The sequence below is a fragment of the Sulfitobacter sp. S190 genome (assembly GCF_025141935.1).
Lineage (GTDB): Bacteria > Pseudomonadota > Alphaproteobacteria > Rhodobacterales > Rhodobacteraceae > Sulfitobacter.
This window is the reverse complement of record NZ_CP081120.1, coordinates 865,915-885,330: the sequence shown is the minus strand read 5'-3', so window position 1 is coordinate 885,330 and position 19,416 is coordinate 865,915. Positions and strand designations below refer to the sequence as shown.

General features: G+C 60.1%; 23 protein-coding genes. 11 read left to right on the top strand and 12 right to left on the bottom strand.

Annotated elements, in window-relative coordinates:
- Positions 1 to 121: 121 nt before the first annotated feature.
- Entirely contained in the window at positions 122 to 1,219 is a 1,098-nt protein-coding gene (gene ychF, locus K3756_RS04690; protein WP_259991392.1) for a redox-regulated ATPase YchF, read from the bottom strand.
- Between the two features lie 38 nt (positions 1,220 to 1,257).
- A complete protein-coding gene (locus K3756_RS04685) occupies positions 1,258 to 1,470 on the bottom strand; it encodes a hypothetical protein (protein ID WP_259991391.1) in 213 nt (70 codons plus the stop codon).
- Positions 1,471 to 1,646: 176 nt separating this feature from the next.
- Here K3756_RS04685 and trpA point away from each other — a divergent pair, with 176 nt between their 5' ends.
- The 3 genes from trpA to K3756_RS04670 all read left to right on the top strand — a co-directional run bounded on the left by trpA (position 1,647) and on the right by K3756_RS04670 (position 4,397).
- A complete protein-coding gene (gene trpA / locus K3756_RS04680) occupies positions 1,647 to 2,438 on the top strand; it encodes a tryptophan synthase subunit alpha (RefSeq protein ID WP_259991389.1) in 792 nt (263 codons plus the stop codon).
- Positions 2,439 to 2,646: 208 nt separating this feature from the next.
- Positions 2,647 to 3,813: an alpha-hydroxy acid oxidase gene (locus K3756_RS04675; RefSeq protein ID WP_259991387.1), complete on the top strand. Its 1,167-nt coding sequence runs from the start codon at positions 2,647 to 2,649 to the stop codon at positions 3,811 to 3,813.
- Positions 3,813 to 4,397: a hypothetical protein gene (locus K3756_RS04670; RefSeq protein ID WP_259991385.1), complete on the top strand. Its 585-nt coding sequence runs from the start codon at positions 3,813 to 3,815 to the stop codon at positions 4,395 to 4,397. The genes K3756_RS04675 and K3756_RS04670 overlap by 1 nt, the downstream gene beginning before the upstream one ends.
- Here K3756_RS04670 and K3756_RS04665 read toward each other — a convergent pair.
- Complete coding sequence (locus tag K3756_RS04665) at positions 4,394 to 5,554, bottom strand: MFS transporter (RefSeq protein WP_259991382.1); 1,161 nt, start codon at positions 5,552 to 5,554, stop codon at positions 4,394 to 4,396. The genes K3756_RS04670 and K3756_RS04665 overlap by 4 nt on opposite strands.
- Before the next feature lie 148 nt (positions 5,555 to 5,702).
- On the opposite strand from K3756_RS04665, the gene K3756_RS04660 reads away from it, so the two are divergent.
- From K3756_RS04660 to K3756_RS04625, 8 genes are all read left to right on the top strand, one after another.
- Positions 5,703 to 6,368 carry a 50S ribosomal protein L25/general stress protein Ctc gene (locus tag K3756_RS04660; RefSeq protein WP_259991380.1) on the top strand — a complete coding sequence of 222 codons (666 nt, stop codon included), beginning with the start codon at positions 5,703 to 5,705 and terminating at the stop codon, positions 6,366 to 6,368.
- 253 nt (positions 6,369 to 6,621) lie between these two features.
- Complete coding sequence (locus K3756_RS04655; protein WP_259991378.1) at positions 6,622 to 7,170, top strand: DUF2087 domain-containing protein; 549 nt, start codon at positions 6,622 to 6,624, stop codon at positions 7,168 to 7,170.
- Positions 7,163 to 7,543 (top strand): GFA family protein, encoded by a 381-nt coding sequence (locus K3756_RS04650; RefSeq protein ID WP_259991376.1) that lies wholly within the window; start codon positions 7,163 to 7,165, stop codon positions 7,541 to 7,543. Before K3756_RS04655 ends, K3756_RS04650 begins: the two co-directional genes overlap by 8 nt.
- A 77-nt stretch (positions 7,544 to 7,620) precedes the next feature.
- Positions 7,621 to 8,328, top strand: a complete 708-nt coding sequence (gene pth / locus K3756_RS04645) for an aminoacyl-tRNA hydrolase (RefSeq protein ID WP_259991373.1) — start codon at positions 7,621 to 7,623, stop codon at positions 8,326 to 8,328.
- Positions 8,325 to 9,365, top strand: a complete 1,041-nt coding sequence (locus K3756_RS04640; protein ID WP_259991371.1) for a DUF2332 domain-containing protein — start codon at positions 8,325 to 8,327, stop codon at positions 9,363 to 9,365. Before pth ends, K3756_RS04640 begins: the two co-directional genes overlap by 4 nt.
- Before the next feature lie 66 nt (positions 9,366 to 9,431).
- Entirely contained in the window at positions 9,432 to 10,598 is a 1,167-nt protein-coding gene (locus K3756_RS04635) for a serine hydrolase (RefSeq protein WP_259991370.1), read from the top strand.
- Between the two features lie 7 nt (positions 10,599 to 10,605).
- Positions 10,606 to 10,983, top strand: a complete 378-nt coding sequence (locus K3756_RS04630; RefSeq protein ID WP_259991368.1) for a DUF2237 family protein — start codon at positions 10,606 to 10,608, stop codon at positions 10,981 to 10,983.
- Complete coding sequence (locus K3756_RS04625) at positions 10,980 to 11,564, top strand: DUF4893 domain-containing protein (RefSeq protein ID WP_259991366.1); 585 nt, start codon at positions 10,980 to 10,982, stop codon at positions 11,562 to 11,564. Before K3756_RS04630 ends, K3756_RS04625 begins: the two co-directional genes overlap by 4 nt.
- Before the next feature lie 92 nt (positions 11,565 to 11,656).
- Here K3756_RS04625 and trpB read toward each other — a convergent pair whose 3' ends face one another.
- From trpB to K3756_RS04580, 9 genes are all read right to left on the bottom strand, one after another.
- On the bottom strand, positions 11,657 to 12,889 hold the full coding sequence (trpB, locus tag K3756_RS04620) for a tryptophan synthase subunit beta (RefSeq protein WP_259991364.1): 1,233 nt from the start codon (positions 12,887 to 12,889) through the stop codon (positions 11,657 to 11,659).
- A gap of 96 nt (positions 12,890 to 12,985) precedes the next feature.
- Positions 12,986 to 13,633 carry a phosphoribosylanthranilate isomerase gene (locus K3756_RS04615; RefSeq protein WP_259991362.1) on the bottom strand — a complete coding sequence of 216 codons (648 nt, stop codon included), beginning with the start codon at positions 13,631 to 13,633 and terminating at the stop codon, positions 12,986 to 12,988.
- A 4-nt stretch (positions 13,634 to 13,637) separates the two neighbouring features.
- Positions 13,638 to 13,988, bottom strand: a complete 351-nt coding sequence (locus K3756_RS04610) for a LapA family protein (protein ID WP_259991360.1) — start codon at positions 13,986 to 13,988, stop codon at positions 13,638 to 13,640.
- Entirely contained in the window at positions 13,988 to 14,272 is a 285-nt protein-coding gene (gene ihfB, locus K3756_RS04605) for an integration host factor subunit beta (protein ID WP_259991358.1), read from the bottom strand. The genes K3756_RS04610 and ihfB overlap by 1 nt, the downstream gene beginning before the upstream one ends.
- Positions 14,273 to 14,545: 273 nt before the next feature.
- The gene (gene rpsA / locus K3756_RS04600; protein ID WP_259993485.1) at positions 14,546 to 16,357 is read right to left on the bottom strand and encodes a 30S ribosomal protein S1; all 1,812 of its coding nucleotides are present in this window, start codon (positions 16,355 to 16,357) and stop codon (positions 14,546 to 14,548) included.
- A gap of 144 nt (positions 16,358 to 16,501) precedes the next feature.
- Complete coding sequence (locus K3756_RS04595; RefSeq protein ID WP_259991356.1) at positions 16,502 to 16,879, bottom strand: rhodanese-like domain-containing protein; 378 nt, start codon at positions 16,877 to 16,879, stop codon at positions 16,502 to 16,504.
- Positions 16,880 to 16,936: 57 nt separating this feature from the next.
- Complete coding sequence (locus K3756_RS04590; protein WP_259991354.1) at positions 16,937 to 17,731, bottom strand: amino acid ABC transporter permease; 795 nt, start codon at positions 17,729 to 17,731, stop codon at positions 16,937 to 16,939.
- Between the two features lie 3 nt (positions 17,732 to 17,734).
- Positions 17,735 to 18,523, bottom strand: coding sequence for a transporter substrate-binding domain-containing protein (locus K3756_RS04585; protein ID WP_259991353.1), 789 nt, complete (start codon positions 18,521 to 18,523; stop codon positions 17,735 to 17,737).
- 61 nt (positions 18,524 to 18,584) lie between these two features.
- Entirely contained in the window at positions 18,585 to 19,400 is an 816-nt protein-coding gene (locus K3756_RS04580; RefSeq protein WP_259991351.1) for a glycosyl transferase, read from the bottom strand.
- Positions 19,401 to 19,416 lie beyond the last annotated feature (16 nt).

Here is a 19,416-nt window from a genome sequence, read left to right as displayed (position 1 = left end):
CGACCCGTATATGGTTGGTCTGGATGGAGGGCAAGGGGTTTGTGGGGGAAAATACTTTACTGTCGCGCGTTCGGTTCAGACGGCTGAAACCGCAACCGTGCGAGGCGGTTCAGCGCGCCTGCTAGGTGTTGAAAAGAAAGTGCAAAACGTCGCCGTCCTTGACCGTATAGGCCTTTCCCTCGGCCCGCATCTTACCGGCTTCTTTCGCTGGCCCCTCGCCTCCGAGAGATACAAAATCGTCATAGGCGATTGTCTCGGCGCGGATGAAACCCTTTTCGAAATCACCGTGGATGACACCGGCAGCCTTGGGCGCGGACGTGCCTGATTTGATCGTCCAGGCGCGGGCCTCTTTCGGGCCGACTGTAAAATAGGTCTCGAGGTGCAACAGCTCGTAGCCTGCGCGGATCAGACGGTCGAGGCCCGCCTCCTCCAGTCCCATCTCGGACAGGAACATCTCGGCCTCGTCCTCTTCGAGCTGACTGATCTCTTCCTCGATCTGGGCCGAGATGATGACATGGCTGTTGCCCTGAGCGGCGGCCATCTCGGCGACCTTGGCGGAATGTTCATTCCCCTCGGCGGCTTCTGCTTCACCGACGTTGCATACGTACAGGACAGGCTTTGTGGTCAGCAGTTGCAGCATCCGCCATGCCTTGGCGTCTTCATCGTCGACATCAACGACGCGTGCAGGCTTGCCGGCTTCGAGCACTTCCAGCGCCATTTTCATCAGGCGTTCCTGCTGTACCGCTTCCTTGTCACCGCCCCGCACCTTGCGCACGATATTCTGCAGCCGCTTCTCGATGGATTCGATATCGGCCAGCATCAGTTCGGTGTCGATGGTTTCGGCGTCCGCGACAGGATCGACCCGCCCTTCGACGTGGGTCACATCGCCGTCTTCGAAACACCGCAGCACGTGCGCGATCGCGTCGACCTCGCGGATGTTGGCAAGGAACTGATTGCCCAACCCCTCGCCCTTCGAGGCGCCTTTGACCAACCCCGCGATATCGACAAATGTCATGCGGGTCGGGATGATGGATTTCGATTGGGCGATCGCGGCAAGTTTGTCGAGGCGCGCATCGGGAACGGCGACTTCGCCGACATTCGGCTCAATCGTGCAAAACGGAAAATTTGCCGCCTGCGCTGCCGCTGTACGGGTCAGCGCGTTGAAAAGGGTCGACTTACCCACATTCGGCAGACCCACGATACCCATTTTGAAACCCATGACGACACCTCTTGCTGCGTTTGGGCTGTCCTAGGGTGTCAGCGGTCGCGGCGCAAGTCCTGCGCCCGCGCACGGCGTTCGCGTGACGAGAATATCAAGAACCACGCCAGCAGTATGAACATCGGATGGGTCAGCCCGCCCGTGAAAAGCAGAGCGGGAATCCAGATCAGAAATATCACGATGCCGAGGATCGGATGGCCCGTCAGCAGGATGGAAAGCGGTGGCAGCACGATGGCGAGTAGATAATTCATACACCACATATAGAAGCAATTTGCGCGGGTTCACCCCCTTGTCCTGTGACGGCGCGATAAAAACCGCGATCCGGCCGCCTGCGCCTGCGCGAAACTACAGTCCCGGCGCATGCAGTGGATTGATTTCTCCGCGTGATTTGGGCATTGCAGCACAGACGCAAGGAAAGGCACCGGATATGACCCGTATTGACGCAAAATTCGCCGACCTCAAGGCGCGGGGCCAGAAGGCGTTCGTTTCATACGTGATGGCGGGTGATCCCGATTTCGACACCTCGCTCGAGATTGTCAAAGGACTGCCTGCCGCAGGCGTCGATGTCATCGAACTGGGCCTGCCCTTTACCGACCCGATGGCCGATGGCCCGACAATCCAGCTGGCCGGTCAGCGCGCGCTCGAGGCGGGTATGACCCTGAAGCGCACGCTTGAGCTGGCAAGCGAATTCCGCAAGCAGGACGACACCACGCCGATCGTTCTGATGGGCTATTACAACCCGATCTATTCGATGGGCGTGGACGCGTTTCTCGTCGCCGCAAAGAACGCGGGCATTGACGGTCTTATTGTCGTGGATCTTCCACCCGAAGAAGACGAAGAACTGTGCGTGCCGGCGCAAGCCGCGGGCCTCAATTTTATCCGTTTGGCCACGCCGACAACCGATGATCGCCGCCTGCCCCGTGTGGCGCAAAACACGTCCGGTTTTGTCTACTACGTGTCCATCACCGGCATCACCGGTGCCGCAGAAGCGGAAGCAACCGATGTGGCGCCCGAAGTCGCGCGCATTCAGGCCGCCAGCAAACTGCCCGTCATCGTCGGGTTCGGGGTCAACACCCCTGCCAAGGCCCGCGCAATCGCGGATGTCGCAGACGGCGTCGTTGTGGGCTCGGCCATCGTGAGCAAGATTGCGGAGGGCAACAGCGCAGAAAATGTGCTGGCATTTGTCAAAACGCTTGCGGATGGCGCGCACGACACCTGACGGTATGGCGCGCGCACTTCGACGCGCGGCGTTACTAATAATTGTTTAAAATCCTTCTTTAAATTCGTCATGACCCATGGGCGCAATATGTGACCACGGCTGGCTATCCAGCGCGTTTGCGACACTTCAGGCGCAGGCGTGATGAAAACACGTTGATCTAAATCCGATGAATTGGTAAACAAACATGACCAATTCGGCGGAGACTCCCATGCCCGTGATTACCAATATCGAAGACCTCAAGAAGCTGCACGCACGCCGGGTGCCTCGGATGTTCTACGATTATGCAGAAAGCGGCAGCTGGACAGAGCAGACATTCCGCGAGAACACGTCCGATTTCGACCAGATCAGATTGCGCCAGAGGGTGGCGGTTGATATGACCGGCCGCACCACGCAAAGCCGGATGATCGGGCAGCAGGTGGCAATGCCTGTTGCGCTCGCGCCCGTCGGACTCACCGGCATGCAGCACGCGGATGGCGAAATCAAAGCAGCACGTGCCGCCGAGGCGTTCGGGGTTCCGTTCACCCTGTCGACCATGTCTATCAATTCGATCGAGGACGTCGCCGCCGCCACGCACAAGCCTTTCTGGTTCCAGCTTTATACAATGCGCGACACCGAATACGTGAGCCGCCTCATCGAGCGGGCCCGCGCGGCAAAATGCTCGGCGCTTGTGATCACACTCGATCTGCAAATCCTCGGGCAACGCCACAAGGATATCAAGAACGGCCTCTCCGCCCCGCCCAAGCTCACGCCGAGTTCGATCGCGAACCTCGCGACCAAATGGCGTTGGGGCATAGGGATGTTGCAGGCACAACGGCGCAATTTCGGCAACATCGTCGGTCATGTGGACAACATCTCGGATGCAGGTGATCTAAGCGCGTGGACCGCCGAACAGTTTGACCCGAGCCTTGACTGGGACAAGATCGCCAAGATCAAGGAGCAATGGGGCGGCAAGGTGATCCTTAAGGGCATACTCGACGCGGAGGACGCAAAGATGGCGTTGAAGGTCGGCGCCGACGCCATCATCGTGTCCAACCACGGTGGCCGGCAGCTGGACGGTGCGCTGAGTTCGATCCGCGCGCTGCCCGCGATCCTGGATGCTGTCGGCGATCAGGTCGAAGTCCACCTCGACAGCGGTATCAGGTCCGGTCAGGACGTGCTCAAGGCACTCGCGATGGGTGCGAAGGGCACGTATATCGGACGGGCATTCATCTACGGTCTGGGTGCGATGGGCCAAGAGGGCGTGACACGCGCGTTGGAAGTCATCCACAAGGAGCTGGATGTCACGATGGCGCTATGTGGCGAAACCGCCGTCGCCGATTTGGGGCGTCACAACCTGCTTGTCCCGAAGAACTTTGAAGGTGACTGGCAGGACTGATGCTGGTCTTTTCCCAGCAGAACCTCGTATTGCTGTCGGTGCCGAAAACCGGCTCCACCGCGATGGAGGCCGCTCTGAAACCGTGGGCGGATATCGCGTTCTACAAACACCGCAAGCACATGCCCCTACGGCGTTACCGGCGGAAGGTCGCGCCCTTTCTCGCGTCTGAATTTGACTTGCGCCCCGAAACGATGGCGGTTGTACGCGCACCGCTGGACCACTTGCGCAGTTGGTACAGGTACCGTGCCGCCGACCTTGCCGTGGATTTCGACGGTTTCGTACAAGCCGCACTGGCGGACAACCCGCCCGACTGGGCGCAGATCGGCAGCCAATGGAACTTCGTGACAGACAGCCGCGATCAGCCAGCCATCGACCATCTGTTCTCTTACGAAAAACAGACGGTCCTGCGCGCCTTTCTGTGCGCACGCATGGAGGCTGATATCCGCTTCAAGCCGCTCAATGTATCGCCTGATGCACCCACGCCGATTTCGGACGATACGCTTGCCGCCTTCAACGGCGCCTACGCGGATGAAATTGCCCTGCACGCACGCATCATTTCTGCGGGCGGTCATTTGCGGGCCTAGACCTCCACCCGGATGCGCCGATAGCGCCCCAAAAGCGGCACGAGGGTGACTGCCACCACGGCAATCACAACCGCGACCGTGAGAAACGATGTCGAGAGCGAATACCCTTCCGAAATCAGCCCCATCAGGGGTGGGCCGAAGAAAAACGCGCCATAGCCGAGCACCGATACGCGGCTGATGACGGCGAGGCGGATCGATTTGGGAACCGACCGACCGGCAATGGCCAATGTCAGTGGCCCCACGACCGATACCCCCAACCCCGCGACCGAAAACGACAAAAGCGCCACCAGAACTGTCGGGGCGAGCGCGGCACCGACCAGTCCCGCCGCCGTGATCAGGCAACAAATCACCATCAACGTCACCTCTGGCACATACCGCGCCACGGCATGGCCGGATAAACGCCCGACCCCCATCATCAGACCCAGCATCGCAGGACCCAATGCGCCTTGCTGCGCCGACCCGCCCAATCCACGCTCAATATGCAGCGCCGACCAGCTTTCCGAGGCAGCTTCGGTCAGAAACGCAAAAAAGATGACGATCCCGGCCAGCCAGATCAGCCCGGAAGGCAACCGCACGCCGTCTGGCAGTATCTCCTTGTCATCGAGCTCCACCGAGCGTCCCGTCGTGGTCCACATCAAAAGGACAAACAACGCCATCAGCGCCGAGAATACTTCAACAGGCGTCCAGCCGGCCTCGCGCAATGCGCCGACGACAATCGCCGACGCGGCATAGGACAGCGAGTAAAGCCCGTGGTTGAGGTTCATCAGGGACCGGTCTGTCTGCGCTTCGATGTCGGCGACTTCGGCATTGATGAGGACGTCAACGATGCCCGATCCGCCAGAAAGCAGCACCAGCATGATCGCAAGCCCCCACAGTGTCGGCACCATGCCCGCGCCCATGATCCCGACCATGATCAGCGCGATCCCCACAGGAACCGCGTAGCGCCCCGCGCGATTGGCCGCCAACGGGGCCAGCCACATCGCCGCCACAGCCCCGAAAGAGGCCCATAAAACGGCGATCCCGTACGCCCCGTCAGACGCATCGACACCCGATTTGATGACAGGCATCTGGGCGAAATACGCTGACCACGCCAACCCGATGGCAACAAAGCCGCCAAGCGGTTTGCGCGAGAGATAAATGTCGTTCACAAAGCTCATGTTGTCCGGCTTGTCACGCGGATCGCGCCCATGCAAGACGCGCCGCGCTTTTTGGTCTTTTCAGACGGCAGATTCCCGTCTATAGGCACGACTTCACGCGGGAATACAGCCTTGGAGGATTCCCGCCCTAAACACATTGGAGATTAATATGGCCGGAGAGATTCCTGATCTTGAAGCCTTGGAACGGACGGGGACAGGCAAGGGCGCCGCTCGTCAGGCACGCCGCGATGGCATGGTTCCCGGGATTGTTTTTGGTGGTGACAAAGAGCCGCTGCCGATCAACATTCCTTTCAACAAACTGTTCACCATGCTGAAGAAGGGCCGCTTCAAGTCGACCCTGTTCAACCTGAAGGTCGAAGGCCAAGAAGACGTACGTGTGATCTGCCGCGATGTGCAGCGCCACATCGTCAAGGACCTGCCGACGCACGTTGACTTCCTGCGCCTGCGTCGCACCACCAAGATCAACCTGTTCATCAACGTGGACGTGACCGGCGAAGATGTATCGCCCGGTTTGAAAAAAGGTGGCGTTCTGACACTGGTACGTCCCGAAGTCGAACTGGTTGTGACCGCATCCGACATTCCCGAAAGCATCACCGTTGATGTGTCGGAGCTGGAAATCGGCGACAACGCAACGATTTCCAACGTCAAGCTGCCCGCGGGCTCCAAGCCCACGATCGACCGTGATTTCGTGATCGCACAGATCTCGGCGCCTTCCGGTCTGGCATCGCAATCCGACGACGACGAAGAAGTTGCGGCCGACGAAGTGCCAACCACAGAAATGGATCCCCCGAACGGCGAGCAAGCCGACGATTGATCCTTTCGGGTACGACTGAAAACTCGCAACGGGGTCGCCATTGGGCGGCCCCGTTTTGCATTTGCGCTTGCCCGTCCGGGATCGGCATCCTATTCCTGACGCACGGTCGGCAGTTCACCGAGGCGTCGCTGGTCCCGTCACGGGGCAGCTAAACCTGCCTATTTGCGTTCAGACACAGCATTTGATCTTTGTTTCATGCCGCGTCGTCAAGCCAGCGACCAACGACATTTCTCGCGGCGGACAAGGACCAAACATGTCTAGAACCCCCATCCCGTTTCACGCACCGGATATTTCCGACCTTGCGCGCAATCTCGTCAAAGAACTTGGCGAAGCGGCGCCGTCACACCTGAGCCTGCTTAACATGCTTGCCCGTTCAGCGGGTTTTCGAAACTTCCAGCACCTTCGCTCCGCGCAGGCCGCGCGGGGGCGTTTGGAAACCAAAGCAGACGCCGATCCGGTCGACTACCGCCTCATGGAAAAGCTTCTGCACCAATGTGATGCCCAAGGACGCCTGCAAACCTGGCCATCGCGCCGCGCGGTGCAGGATCTGGGCCTGTGGATGTTCTGGGCCGCCCTACCCGCGTCGACGCCGCTGGCAGAACGCGAGATAAGCGCGCTGCTCAATACCCTGCACCATTTCGGTGACGCCGCGATGATCAGGCGGAATCTGGTTGGCGCAGGGTTGGTCACGCGCAAACTGGACGGGTCGGAGTACCTGCGCGTAGAGCAGGAACCCACCCCGACAGCACGCGCCCTTCTCGCACGCCTCAACAAGCAGCGTAAGGAGATGCCCGATGCATAAAGGATCATGCGATTGCGGCGCGGTGCACTTTGAAGTGTCGGGCACCCTCCCCGATCCGGTCGCCTGCCACTGTACGACCTGCCGCAAATTGTCCGGTCACTACGAAGTGTCGACGGATGTGAATAAGGACCAGCTCAGCATCAAAGGCGCAGACAGGCTGCGCTGGTACGCCTCATCCGACAAGGTCAGACGCGGCTTTTGCGACACCTGCGGCGCGCTGCTTTTCTTCGATCCGAATTTCCATGACTGGATCGGGATCAGCATGGGGGCCTTTGACACCCAGACCGGAACCACCCTCGCCCGGCACATATTCGTGGCCCGAAAGGGCGACTACTACACGCTGGACGATGGGGTGCCGCAGAACGAAACCTGACATCACGGCGTCGGATCGCGCATTTCAACTGCCCCGCGTCTTTGATAGGCAGGGCCGGAGCACACAGGGAGGTGGAGATGAAGCTGATTGTTGGTCTTGGCAATCCCGGACCCAAATACGCAGGTCACCGGCACAACATCGGCTTCATGGTGGTGGACCAGATCGCCTCTGATCACGGGTTTGGACCATGGAAATCCAAACATCAGGGCGTGGTGAGCGAGGGTCGTTTTGGTAGCGACCGCGCGATCCTTCTCAAACCGGAAACCTTCATGAACAAATCCGGCCAATCGGTTCAGGCGGCCGCTGCCTTCTACAAAATCGACCCTGAAGACATCATCGTCCTGCACGATGAGCTTGATCTCGCCCCCGGCAAGGTAAAATTCAAGATGGGTGGCGGACACGCGGGCCACAACGGGTTGCGCTCCATCCACGGTCATCTGGGGGCAGACTACGGCCGCGTACGGCTGGGGATCGGGCATCCGGGACACAAGGACCGTGTTGCGGGCTACGTGCTTCATGATTTCGCCAAGGCGGACGAGCACTGGCTTGACGATGTGATGCGCGGCGTGAGCGATGGCGCCCCGTTTCTGGCCGCAGGGGATAGCGCGAAATTCATGAATGCGGTTGCCCTGCGCACTGCGCCGCCGCGTCCGTCGACCGGCACGAAACGTCCATCCGACGCACCAAAGCAAAAGGCAGACAAACCGGATACGCCCGAAAAGGGCACTGCGCCGCCTGCCGACGACCGCTCCGCGATGCAGCATCTCATGGACCGCTTTAAATGAGCCTGCCGGAAGCCTTTGCCCAGCAAGCAGAAAGTTGCATTGCGCTCGGGTCCCCGTTCATGGGGCAGCTTCTGAAAATTCTGTCGCGCCACTGGCCAGACCACAGCGCATTGGGCCGCAAATTTGCGGCATTCGACGGGGATATAGGGCCAGCGGGCCACTCTTTGCCCCTGCGCATTGCAGGTGGGCTGCACGCACTTGTTTTGACCCGGCGCGCGCCCGGTTTGGCGGCGCTTTATCCGCCGCACGAAAGCAGCGACGCCGATTTGCGCGATGCGGTACTGGAGGCGTTGGACGCGCACGAAGCCTATTTGCTAGACTGGACCGACAGCCCGCCCCAAACCAACGAGGTACGGCGCTCTGCGGTTCTGATCGCGGGCGCGCGTGCGGCCGCCGCGCATTTCGATTTGCCGGTGCATCTGAGCGAACTGGGTGCCAGTGGCGGTCTCAACCTGATGTGGGACCACTACGCGCTCGAGATCGGTGGCACACGCTACGGCGCGCCGATGCCCGTCATCAGCTTGACGCCCGACTGGAGCGGCCCCGCCCCCAGCACCTATGTCCCCACGATTGCGGGGCGCGCGGGCGTGGATCTGAACCCGCTCAGGGTCGCGAACGGTGACGATCTGCTGCGTCTCACTGCGTATCTGTGGCCCGATCAACCCGAACGGCTCGCCATGACCCGCGCCGCGGCATCGATAATGACAGCACCCATCGAACGTGGCGATGCCATTGACTGGCTAGGAGGACGACTGGCGTCCGCGCCGCAAGGCTGCCTGCATCTGGTGCAACACTCTGTCGCTTGGCAGTATTTTCCGTCGCCCGCACGCGCACATGGCCGGGCGCTGATGGAAGCGGCAGGCCAGCAGGCGACACGCGATCGTCCGCTTGCCTGGCTGTCTATGGAAAGCGACGGCGACACCAGCGGCGCACGCGGCGCCGCAGTGACCCTGCGCATGTGGCCTGGTGATATTCGGGTTGCCCTGGGCCGCGCCGATTTTCATGGCCGCTGGGTAAAATGGCAACACGAGGCCTGACGTAAGGTCGCGCTGGCCCGCTCTGCATCCCGCGTGGTTGAGTGACGACAAAGGGAGTGGCGACACATGAGAACATTCGGAAAATGGCTTGGCCGGCTTTTGCTTGCCGCTGTGCTGGCGATCGTGGTCATAGGCCTGTGGAAACGCGAGGAAATCGGTCGGCTTCTGGCAGTGAACTCCCTCTTCGCGCAAGACCGCATCGTCGAGAATTTCTCGAATATGGACGCCGCGTTTCTCACCGTGGCGGTGCCGCGCGGTGACGGGCCCACGACCGAACTGCCTTATGGTCCCGATTTTCAGCTTTCGGCCGATGTGACGGACTGGATTGGCGCGCGTGACGTGACCGGGCTCGTCATTCTCAAGGACGGCCAGATCGTGCACGAAAGCTATCACAAAGGGACGACGCCGCAGGACAAGCGGATCAGCTGGTCCGTCGCCAAAAGCTATCTTTCTGCGTTGATCGGTGTTTTGCTGGACAAAGGCGCCATCGCCTCCCTCGACGATCCCGTGGTCCAATATGCGCCCGCTCTGCGCGGCGGTGCTTACGACGGGGCGACGGTCCGCAACGTGCTCAACATGGCCAGCGGGGTAACCTTCGACGAGGACTATCTCGACAAATCCTCCGACATCAACCGGATGGGCCGCGTGCTGGCGCTTGGCGGAGAAATGGATGACTTCGCGGCGGATCTGGACGTCACATTTGCCGCGCCCGGTGCACAATGGAAATACGTCTCTATCGATACGCATGTCCTGTCGATGGTGGTGCGCGGTGCCACAGGGCGCAGCATCGCAGAGCTGATGAGCGAGAAAATCGTAGCGCCGATGGGACTCGAATATGCGCCCTATTACCTGACCGACGGCGTTGGGACTGCCTTTGTTCTGGGCGGGCTCAACCTGACCACGCGCGACTATGCCCGCATGGGCCAGATGTTTTTGCAAAACGGTCGCTATAACGGCCAACAGATCGTGCCCGCAGAGTGGGTCGCGGCCTCAACCGCGCCAAGTGCGCCAACCCAGCCGGGCGAGATCGGCTATGGCTACCAGTGGTGGATTCCCGTCAACGCAGAGCCGGGCGAATTCATGGCGCGGGGCGTCTACGGCCAATACATCTATATCAATCGCGCGGCGGGGGTCGTGGTTGCGGTCAACGCCGCCGACCGTAAATTCCGTGAGGCTGGCGTCAGCGCACAGAATGTGGAAATCTTCCGCTCGATTGCAACACAACTTAGATAGGCGACCCATGGATCCTGACCCGAGTTTGAACGTTTTGGACGGGCCATTGGTCACTTGCGGTATGGACCCCAAAACTGGATTTTTCCGGGACGGTTACTGCAATACATGCGACGCCGATCAGGGAAGCCATACGGTTTGTGCCGTCATGACAGCCGAATTTCTCGCGTACTCGAAATACGTGGGCAACGACCTGAGTACGCCCAACCCCACCTTCGGCTTTGCGGGTCTCAAACCCGGCGACAGCTGGTGCCTGTGTGCCGGTCGGTTTCTGCAGGCCGCGGATGAAGGATGCGGCCCACGGGTGCACCTCGCCGCAACCCACAAGCGCGCGCTTGAAATCGTGCCGTTGGACGTGCTTGAGGCACATGCACTGGACGCGTCATGACCAGACCGTTTTTGGGGCTGATCCTTGGACTGCAAATGCTGGCAGGTGCCGCGGCAGCGTATGATATCCGCCCTCAGGAACAGGTCCGCCTTGAGCGTTTCGACGAAACTGTCGGCGCCGCGCTGCTCGAAGCGTTTCAAACCGGTGCGCAGGAAGACGTGGCCGCACTGACACAGGCATTGTCCGGCACCCCAGACATCGCGTTTGCGCCCTCTTTGCAAGGGGATTGGAATTGCCGGACGATGAAGCTGGGTGGCCCCGCCAAACTGGTCGTCTACACTAATTTCAAATGCCGTATCACTCTGGACATCGCCGGTGCGCGATTTGAAAAACTCAGCGGTTCGCAACGCACATCCGGCCGGATCGATATCATCGACGGGCGACCGGTCTATCTGGGCGTTGGCTATGTTGCGTCGGAAACCCCTCAGGATTACGCCGAGTTGCCGCCCGATTTTCGGGGAAACGGCACGATCCAGCCGGACGTGGCGGTGTTTGAAAGGGTGTCTGACACGCGCGCGCGGCTCATGTTCCCTGCGCCGGTGAACGAAAGCCTGCTCGATGTGTTGGAGCTTACGCGCTAAGCGGCGGGCTTCCCCGAGGCACGATGATACGGGACCACCGCAGCACAAAGGCTGCGATGTCCGAACCATGGCCCCGGATGCCTTGGACAACTTTAGGCGAATTCACCCATCTCGAACCCGAGCGCTTTGGCGACGGTAAAGATGTCCTTGTCGCCCCGACCACACATGTTCATGCAGATGATGTGATCCTTGGGCAATTCCGGAGCAATCTTCATCACATGGGCCAGAGCATGGCTCGGCTCCAACGCCGGGATGATACCCTCCAGCTCACAGCACTTCTGGAATGCGGCCAGCGCTTCCTTGTCTGTGATCGAGACGTACTTCGCGCGGCCGATGTCATGCAACCACGCGTGTTCCGGCCCGATACCGGGATAGTCCAGACCCGCAGAAATCGAAAAGCCCTCGAGGATCTGGCCGTCATCGTCCTGCAGAAGATAGGTTCGGTTGCCGTGAAGGACGCCCGGACGGCCACCCGTGAGGGATGCACAGTGCTCCATCTTGGCGTTCACGCCCTTGCCGCCTGCCTCGACACCGATGATGTCGACCTCTTTATCGTCCAGGAACGGGTAGAACAGGCCCATCGCATTTGAACCGCCCCCGATCGCTGCAATGATCGTATCGGGCAAACGGCCTTCCGCGCGGTCCATCTGTGTGCGGACCTCCTTGCCGATGATGCTCTGGAAATCGCGGACCATCGCCGGATACGGGTGCGGCCCCGCCACGGTCCCGATGCAGTAGAAAGTGTCGCGCACATTCGTGACCCAGTCCCGCAGCGCGTCGTTCATCGCATCCTTCAATGTCCCGCGCCCTGATGTGACCGGTACAATCTCAGCGCCCAGCAGGCGCATACGGAACACATTGGGTGCCTGACGCTCCACATCGTGTGCACCCATATATACGACGCATTTCAAACCGAATTTCGCGCAGACCGTCGCCGTGGCCACGCCGTGCTGCCCCGCACCTGTTTCCGCGATGATCCGCTTCTTACCCATGCGGCGGGCCAGAATAATCTGGCCGAGCACGTTGTTGATCTTATGCGCGCCGGTGTGGTTCAGCTCATCGCGCTTCATATAGATCTTGGCTCCGCCCAGCTCTTCGGTCAGACGCTCGGCCAGATACAACGGGCTCGGGCGCCCGACGTAGTGCTCCCACAGGTCGTCCATCTCGGCCCAGAATGATGCGTCGTCCTTCGCCTTATCATACTCGGCCTGCAGATCGAGGATCAGGGGCATCAGTGTTTCGGAAACGAACCGGCCGCCGAACTCACCGAAACGCCCGTTTTCGTCCGGGCCGGTCATGAAGCTGTTGAAAAGATCGTTTGCCATTGCGGTGCGCCTTTGCGGAAAAATCTGTCGCCAAGTCCTACCGCCGGATGCGTCAATCGTAAAGCGGCATCGGGCCGCAGGGCTGCCCCCGGAGTATCAGGCGGCGCGTGCGGCGTCCATGAAACGGGCGATCCTGGCGGCGTCCTTGACCCCCGGCGCAGATTCAACGCCTGACGACAGGTCCAGCTGTCGCGCGCCGGTCCGCGAGATCGCCTCTCCCACGTTGGTTGCGTCCAATCCGCCCGCCAGCATCCAGGGCGTGCGCCACACCCGCCCTGCCAGAAGCCGCCAGTCAAACGACAGCCCGTTCCCGCCCGGCAAAGTTCCGTCCTTGGGTGGCTTGGCATCCACGAGCAGCTGATCTGCCACTCCGGCGTAGGCATCCAGAGCGGTGAAATCGTCTGCGTCCGCAACGCCGACCGCTTTCATGACAGGCAGTCCGAAACGGGCCTTCACCTCGGCAACTCTTTGCGGTGTTTCGCGGCCGTGCAACTGGATCATGTCCAACGGCACCCGCGTAGTCAGCTCATCAAGGAATTCATCATCCGCATCCACCGTCAGGGCAACTTTCGCCACACCCACGGGCACATGGATCGCCAGATCAGCGGCCTGCGTCAGACTGACGTTGCGCGGTGATTTGGGAAAGAAAACGAAGCCGACATAGCGCGCGCCCGCCTGTGCGGCCGCGTCGATGGCCGCGACGTCTTTCAGACCGCAAATCTTGACAGAAATGTCCTCGGGCATTGGCTTAGCTGGCTTGGTCCAGCAGGGCGATCACCTCGTCCTTGCCTTCGTGCTTTTCCGCCTTCAGCTTGGCGTTCTCGCGCTGCAGGCGCCGCATTTCGCGGGCCTGCGCCGCCGCTTCGGCACGTTGCGCATGTTCGCGAATCCATTCCCAGATAAAGCCGACCAACAGACCCGCCAGAATGCTGCCAAGGATGATGATGAACAAAGGCATCTGGATCGACGGGTTCACCGCGAACAAACCGGACAACTCATCCGGCAGAACCTTCAACGGCACCATCTCGCGGTTTGCCAAAGCCACAGAAATCAGCGCCACGGCAAAAATGGCGATGCAGGCATAGCGGATATAGCGCATTAACTCTTCCCGTTCAGACGATCACGGAGCAACTTGCCCGTTTTGAAGAACGGTACATGTTTCTCTTCTACATGAACAGTCTCACCGGTCCTTGGGTTCCGTCCGACCCGTGCATCACGTTGCTTGACCGAAAACGCGCCAAAGCCGCGCAATTCGACCCGGTCGCCGCGCGACATGGCGGAAGTGATCTCGTCGAAAATGGTGTTCACGATGCGCTCCACGTCGCGTTGGTAGAGGTGTGGATTGTCATCCGCGATCTTCTGGATCAATTCCGATCGGATCATCATGGTCTCCCCGCGTAATCTGGCGCTATTTTGCGTCAGTATAGGAAATAACACACTCGCCGAAAAGTGACCGGATGGGGGTAGCGGTGATTTTCTGCCGCCTGAGGATGTATTTCAGCGGCATTTTGCAACCATTCCGCCATTATTGAGACTCGCTCGCGGTGCAAATTTGGATGCAGGTGCAGCACCTTACCCCGATTCGGAATATGAAAAGGGCCCCGCACCGACTGGTACGAGGCCCGATCAACCTGCAAATTGACGCAGGTCTAAAGCTTAGTCGTCGCCCTTCAGCGCCGCGCCGAGGATATCGCCGAGCGATGCACCGGAGTCCGAGGAGCCATACTGTTCGACGGCTTCTTTTTCTTCGGCGATTTCGCGCGCTTTGATCGAAACGCCAAGGCGATGCGATTTGCTGTCCACGTTGGTGACGCGCACGTCGACCTTGTCACCGACCGAGAAACGCTCGGGGCGCTGTTCGGCACGGTCACGCGACAGATCGGAACGGCGGATGAAGGACTTCATGCCTTCGTATTCCACTTCCACACCACCGTCTTCGATGGATGTCACGGTCACCGTGATGATGGAGCCCCGCTTCACGCCGCCAACGGCTTCGGCAAACTTGTCGCCACCGACACCCTTGATCGACAGCGAAATGCGCTCTTTCTCGACGTCCACTTCGGAGACAACGGCCTGAACCATGTCGCCTTTGCGGTAGTCCTGAATTGCCTCTTCGCCGCGCTGGTCCCAGCTGAGGTCGGAAAGGTGCACCATACCGTCGATGTCGCCGGGCAGACCGACGAACAGACCGAATTCGGTGATGTTCTTGACTTCGCCTTCGACTTCCGTGCCCTCGGGGTGCGTTTCTGCAAACACTTCCCATGGGTTTCGCATGGTCTGCTTGAGACCAAGCGATACACGACGTTTCGCGCTGTCGATTTCCAGAACCATGACTTCGACTTCCTGGCTGGTCGAAACGATCTTGCCGGGATGTACGTTCTTCTTGGTCCAGGACATTTCGGACACGTGGACCAGACCTTCAACGCCGGGCTCCAGCTCAACAAAGGCACCGTAGTCGGTGATGTTGGTGACGCGACCGGTGTGCGAGGATTCCAGCGGATACTTCGCGGCTACCAGATCCCATGGATCTTCCTGCAGCTGCTTCATGCCGAGGCTGATGCGGTGTGTCTCTTTGTTGATCTTGATGACCTGCACCTTGATCGTCTCGCCGATGGCAAGGATTTCGGACGGGTGGTTGACCCGGCGCCACGCCATGTCGGTGACGTGCAGCAGACCGTCGACACCGCCCAGATCCACGAACGCACCGTATTCGGTGATGTTCTTGACCACACCGTCTACGGTCTGGCCTTCGGTCAGGTTGCCGATGACTTCGGCGCGCTGCTCGGCACGGGATTCTTCGAGGATCGCACGGCGCGATACAACGATGTTGCCACGGCGGCGGTCCATTTTCAGGATCTGGAATGGCTGCTTGAGACCCATCAACGGGCCTGCGTCGCGCACGGGACGCACGTCAACTTGCGAGCCGGGCAGGAATGCAACCGCACCGCCCAGATCGACCGTGAAGCCACCCTTGACGCGGCCAAAGATCGCGCCTTCGACACGCTCTTCTGCGGCGTAGGCTTTCTCCAGACGGTCCCAAGCTTCTTCGCGGCGGGCCATTTCGCGGCTGATGACGGCTTCGCCACGCGCGTTCTCGACCTGACGAAGGAACACTTCGACTTCGTCACCAACGTCAATTTTGGGAGCTTCGCCGGGATCGGCAAATTCTTTCAACTCGACGCGGCCTTCCATCTTGTAGCCTACGTCGATGATGGCTTGGCCCGCTTCGATCGCGATGACCTTGCCTTTGACAACAGAACCCTCTTCGGGCGTGTCCATTTCGAAGCTTTCGTTCAAGAGTGCTTCAAACTCGTCCATCATATTTGCCATGTGGCGTATCGTATCCTTTAAGAGATGTAGCTGGCCGTGCGGTTGTCTCCGCCGGTCTTGAGTGTGAATTGGACTTCGGGGCGGTCTCCCGGATTGCAATGAAAAGAGGGCCGGAATGGTCCGACCCTGCTCAGTCATCTGCATCCGAGGCTTTTAATGCCCCTTAGACAGGCGCGCGTATAGGGGATTCTGGGGCGCAAGGCAAGGCCCGCCTGTGTTTCGCCACCCGGTTTGGCGGCAGACGGCCGATGCCTTGCGTCTGATGCATGCGGGCGCTTGGCCCTAGCTTTCGGTCGGCCCGCCCGCGTCTTTCCACGCAGGGAAACCGCCGATGTTGGTGACATTCGTAAAGCCCATATCGCGCAGTGTCTTGCCGGCCAGCGCCGCCTGACCGCCCGCGCCGCAAATCAGATACAGCTCGGCGTCTTTCTGGAACGTATCGTCATAGAGCTGCTCCATCGCGGGATCGGCGCGGAACTCGATCATGCCCCGCGGCACGCGGTGGGCGCCGGCGATCGTACCACTCTTGGCAATGTCGGCGCTGTCGCGCACATCAATAAAGGTGCCCTGCCCGGCCTTGTGCTTGGCGATGGCATCTTCGGCGCTCATCTTCGGGACCTCGGCATTGGCGGCGTCCATATAGTCTTTGGCGGTTTTCATCTGTGTTCTCCTTCAAGTATCTGCCCAAGAGATGGCGCACCCGAAAGCATTTGCAAGCTAGCGGTCGTTTCTCTTGAGGTGCCGCTCGAACGCCCTGAGCGCCAGAGATAGCGCGATCGTCATCGTCAGATACACCAGCGCGACCACATTATACGTCTCGAAATAGCGAAAATTTCCCGCCGCCGTCAGCTTGCCGATCTGGGCGATATCCTGCACGCCGACCACCGAGACAAGCGAGCTGTCCTTGAGCATGGCCACGAAATCATTGCCCAGAGGAGGCATGACGATGCGCACAGCCTGCGGCCAGATCACATGTCGAAAGCGTTGCCAGCGGTTGAGCCCCAGCGCCTCGGCCGCCTCGACCTGGCCGATGTCAATCGATTGCAGACCGGCGCGAAACACCTCGGCGAGAAAACTGGAGTAGGCAAGCACGAGCGCCAGCGTCGCCCGCCAGACGAACGGAAAATCCCGTGTGCGCAGCTCCTCGGCGCCGGTATAGCCCGCGCTCCAGTTCCACAACGCCACGAGCGCCGGGGCCAGCACGAAAGCCACGTACAGGAGCAGCACCAGTATGGGGATGCCACGCATGATTTCGACGTAGCCGCGTGCCACTTGCCGCACGACAATATTGCCGCTGCGCTGCATCAGGGCCAACGCCAGCCCGACCGCACAGGCCGACAGGTACCCTACGACGCTGACCTGAAGCGTTATCCAGATGCCACGGCTCAGTTTGCTCAGTACATCGAGGTATATGTCCTGTGTGACAACCTGCCAGAATGCCCAGACAAGTGCGGCAAAAACGGCGACCAGCCAATAGGGAAAGTCGCCGCCCGCATCAGGATGCTGTCGCAATGATCAGCCGCCGACTTTGAAATCCAGGAACCACTTCTTGTCGAGCGCGTCGATCGTGCCATCAGCGCGCATGTCCGCGATGGCCGCATTGATCGGCGCCACCAGATCGGATCCCTTGGGAAAGATGAAACCGAAATCCTCGGTGCCCAGCTTTTCGCCCACGATCTTAAGCTTGCCCTCCGAGGCCGCCACATAACCTTCGCCGCCCACGCTATCGGTCAAAGACAGATCGACGTCGCCCGCCCGCAGCGCCTGCACCGTGGCCCCGAAGGTCTCGAACAGCTTGATCCGCGCGTTTGCTTCGTCCCCGTCCAGCACATCATAGACGGCCACATAAAACGGCGTGGTGCCGGGCTGGGCCGCGACCAGCAAATCATCGTTGGCCGCAAATTCTTCGGCCGAGGCAAAACGATCCTCGTCGCCGCGCACCAGCATCACCATTTCGGACGTCATATAGGTGTCGGAGAAATCCACCTTTTCCTTGCGGTCGTCACGGATGGTGATGCCCGTCATGCCCATGTCGAACTGCGCCTCGGACACGGCGGGGATCATGGCGTCCCAGCTGACGTTCTCATAGACGACCTTTGCATTCAGCCGCTCGGCGATTTCGGCCATCGCGTCATATTCCCAGCCCACGGCATCACCGCTGTCGGGGTCCACGAACTGCAACGGAGGATAGGCATTTTCGGTGGCAACCACGATCTCGCGCCCTTGCAGGTCGGGCAGATCGGCCGCGAAAGTGGCAGTGGCGATGGTGAGTGTGGCCGCAGCGGCGCTCAGGATTTTCAGCATGGTCAGCTCCCAGATTGTGCTTGTTATACCCTAGGGAAGCCTGTGCGCGCCCCGCAAGGGATTACTCGCGCCAGTGATCCGCAATCCAGGGCGTCGGCAACAAAAAACGTCGCAAATGGCGGAAGCGCTTGTCAAAGTGGCGCGGCCCGCGGATTGCCCGCATGATATGCTCGCCGCGGGTGCGGTCCCCTTCTTCCGGCACCCAGCGGCCCCGCAGGGCATCGGGCGGGTTCGGTGTGGCCGGAAAAATCACGACACGGGCATCGGCGGGCAATTTCGGCGCAATGAAATAATTCATCGGAAACAACGGCACGCATTGGGTTCGGAAATGGCGGACCCAGGGCTTCGGCCAGAATTTGATGCCGCCCGGCGCGTTGCGCGTCACAAACCGCTGCTCGAATGTATACTCGTCCGCGATCCCTTGTGGATCGGCCCGGAAAATCTCGAGCAAAGGCGCAAGCTTGCCAACCGGAAAGCGGAAGATCGACGTCTGCCCCAGCTTTTCGAACGGCGTCGTGGGATTGCGCGCAAGGATCACATCGTCGGGATCGCCATAGTCGAAAAATCCGTCCAGATTGCCCGTAATCACCAGATCGAGATCCAGAAACAGCACCGGTCCCTCGACCCCGTCCAGTGTTTCGTTCCACAGCCGCGACTTTGGCCAGATACCTTTGGATTTGGGCATCACGATATCGCTGGGCGGCAGGTCCTGACAGATGACCTCGGGCCGCACACCTTCGCGGTTGTCGGTAAAGCAGGTCATCGTGAACGCGCCGGTGATGTTGCGCGCACACATCGCATACAACCGGTTGATATAGGGTGCCCCGTATTTGGTGCCCCAATTGATGCAAATGATCTGCTTTTTGACTGCCGCCATGAACGGTCCTCCGGTT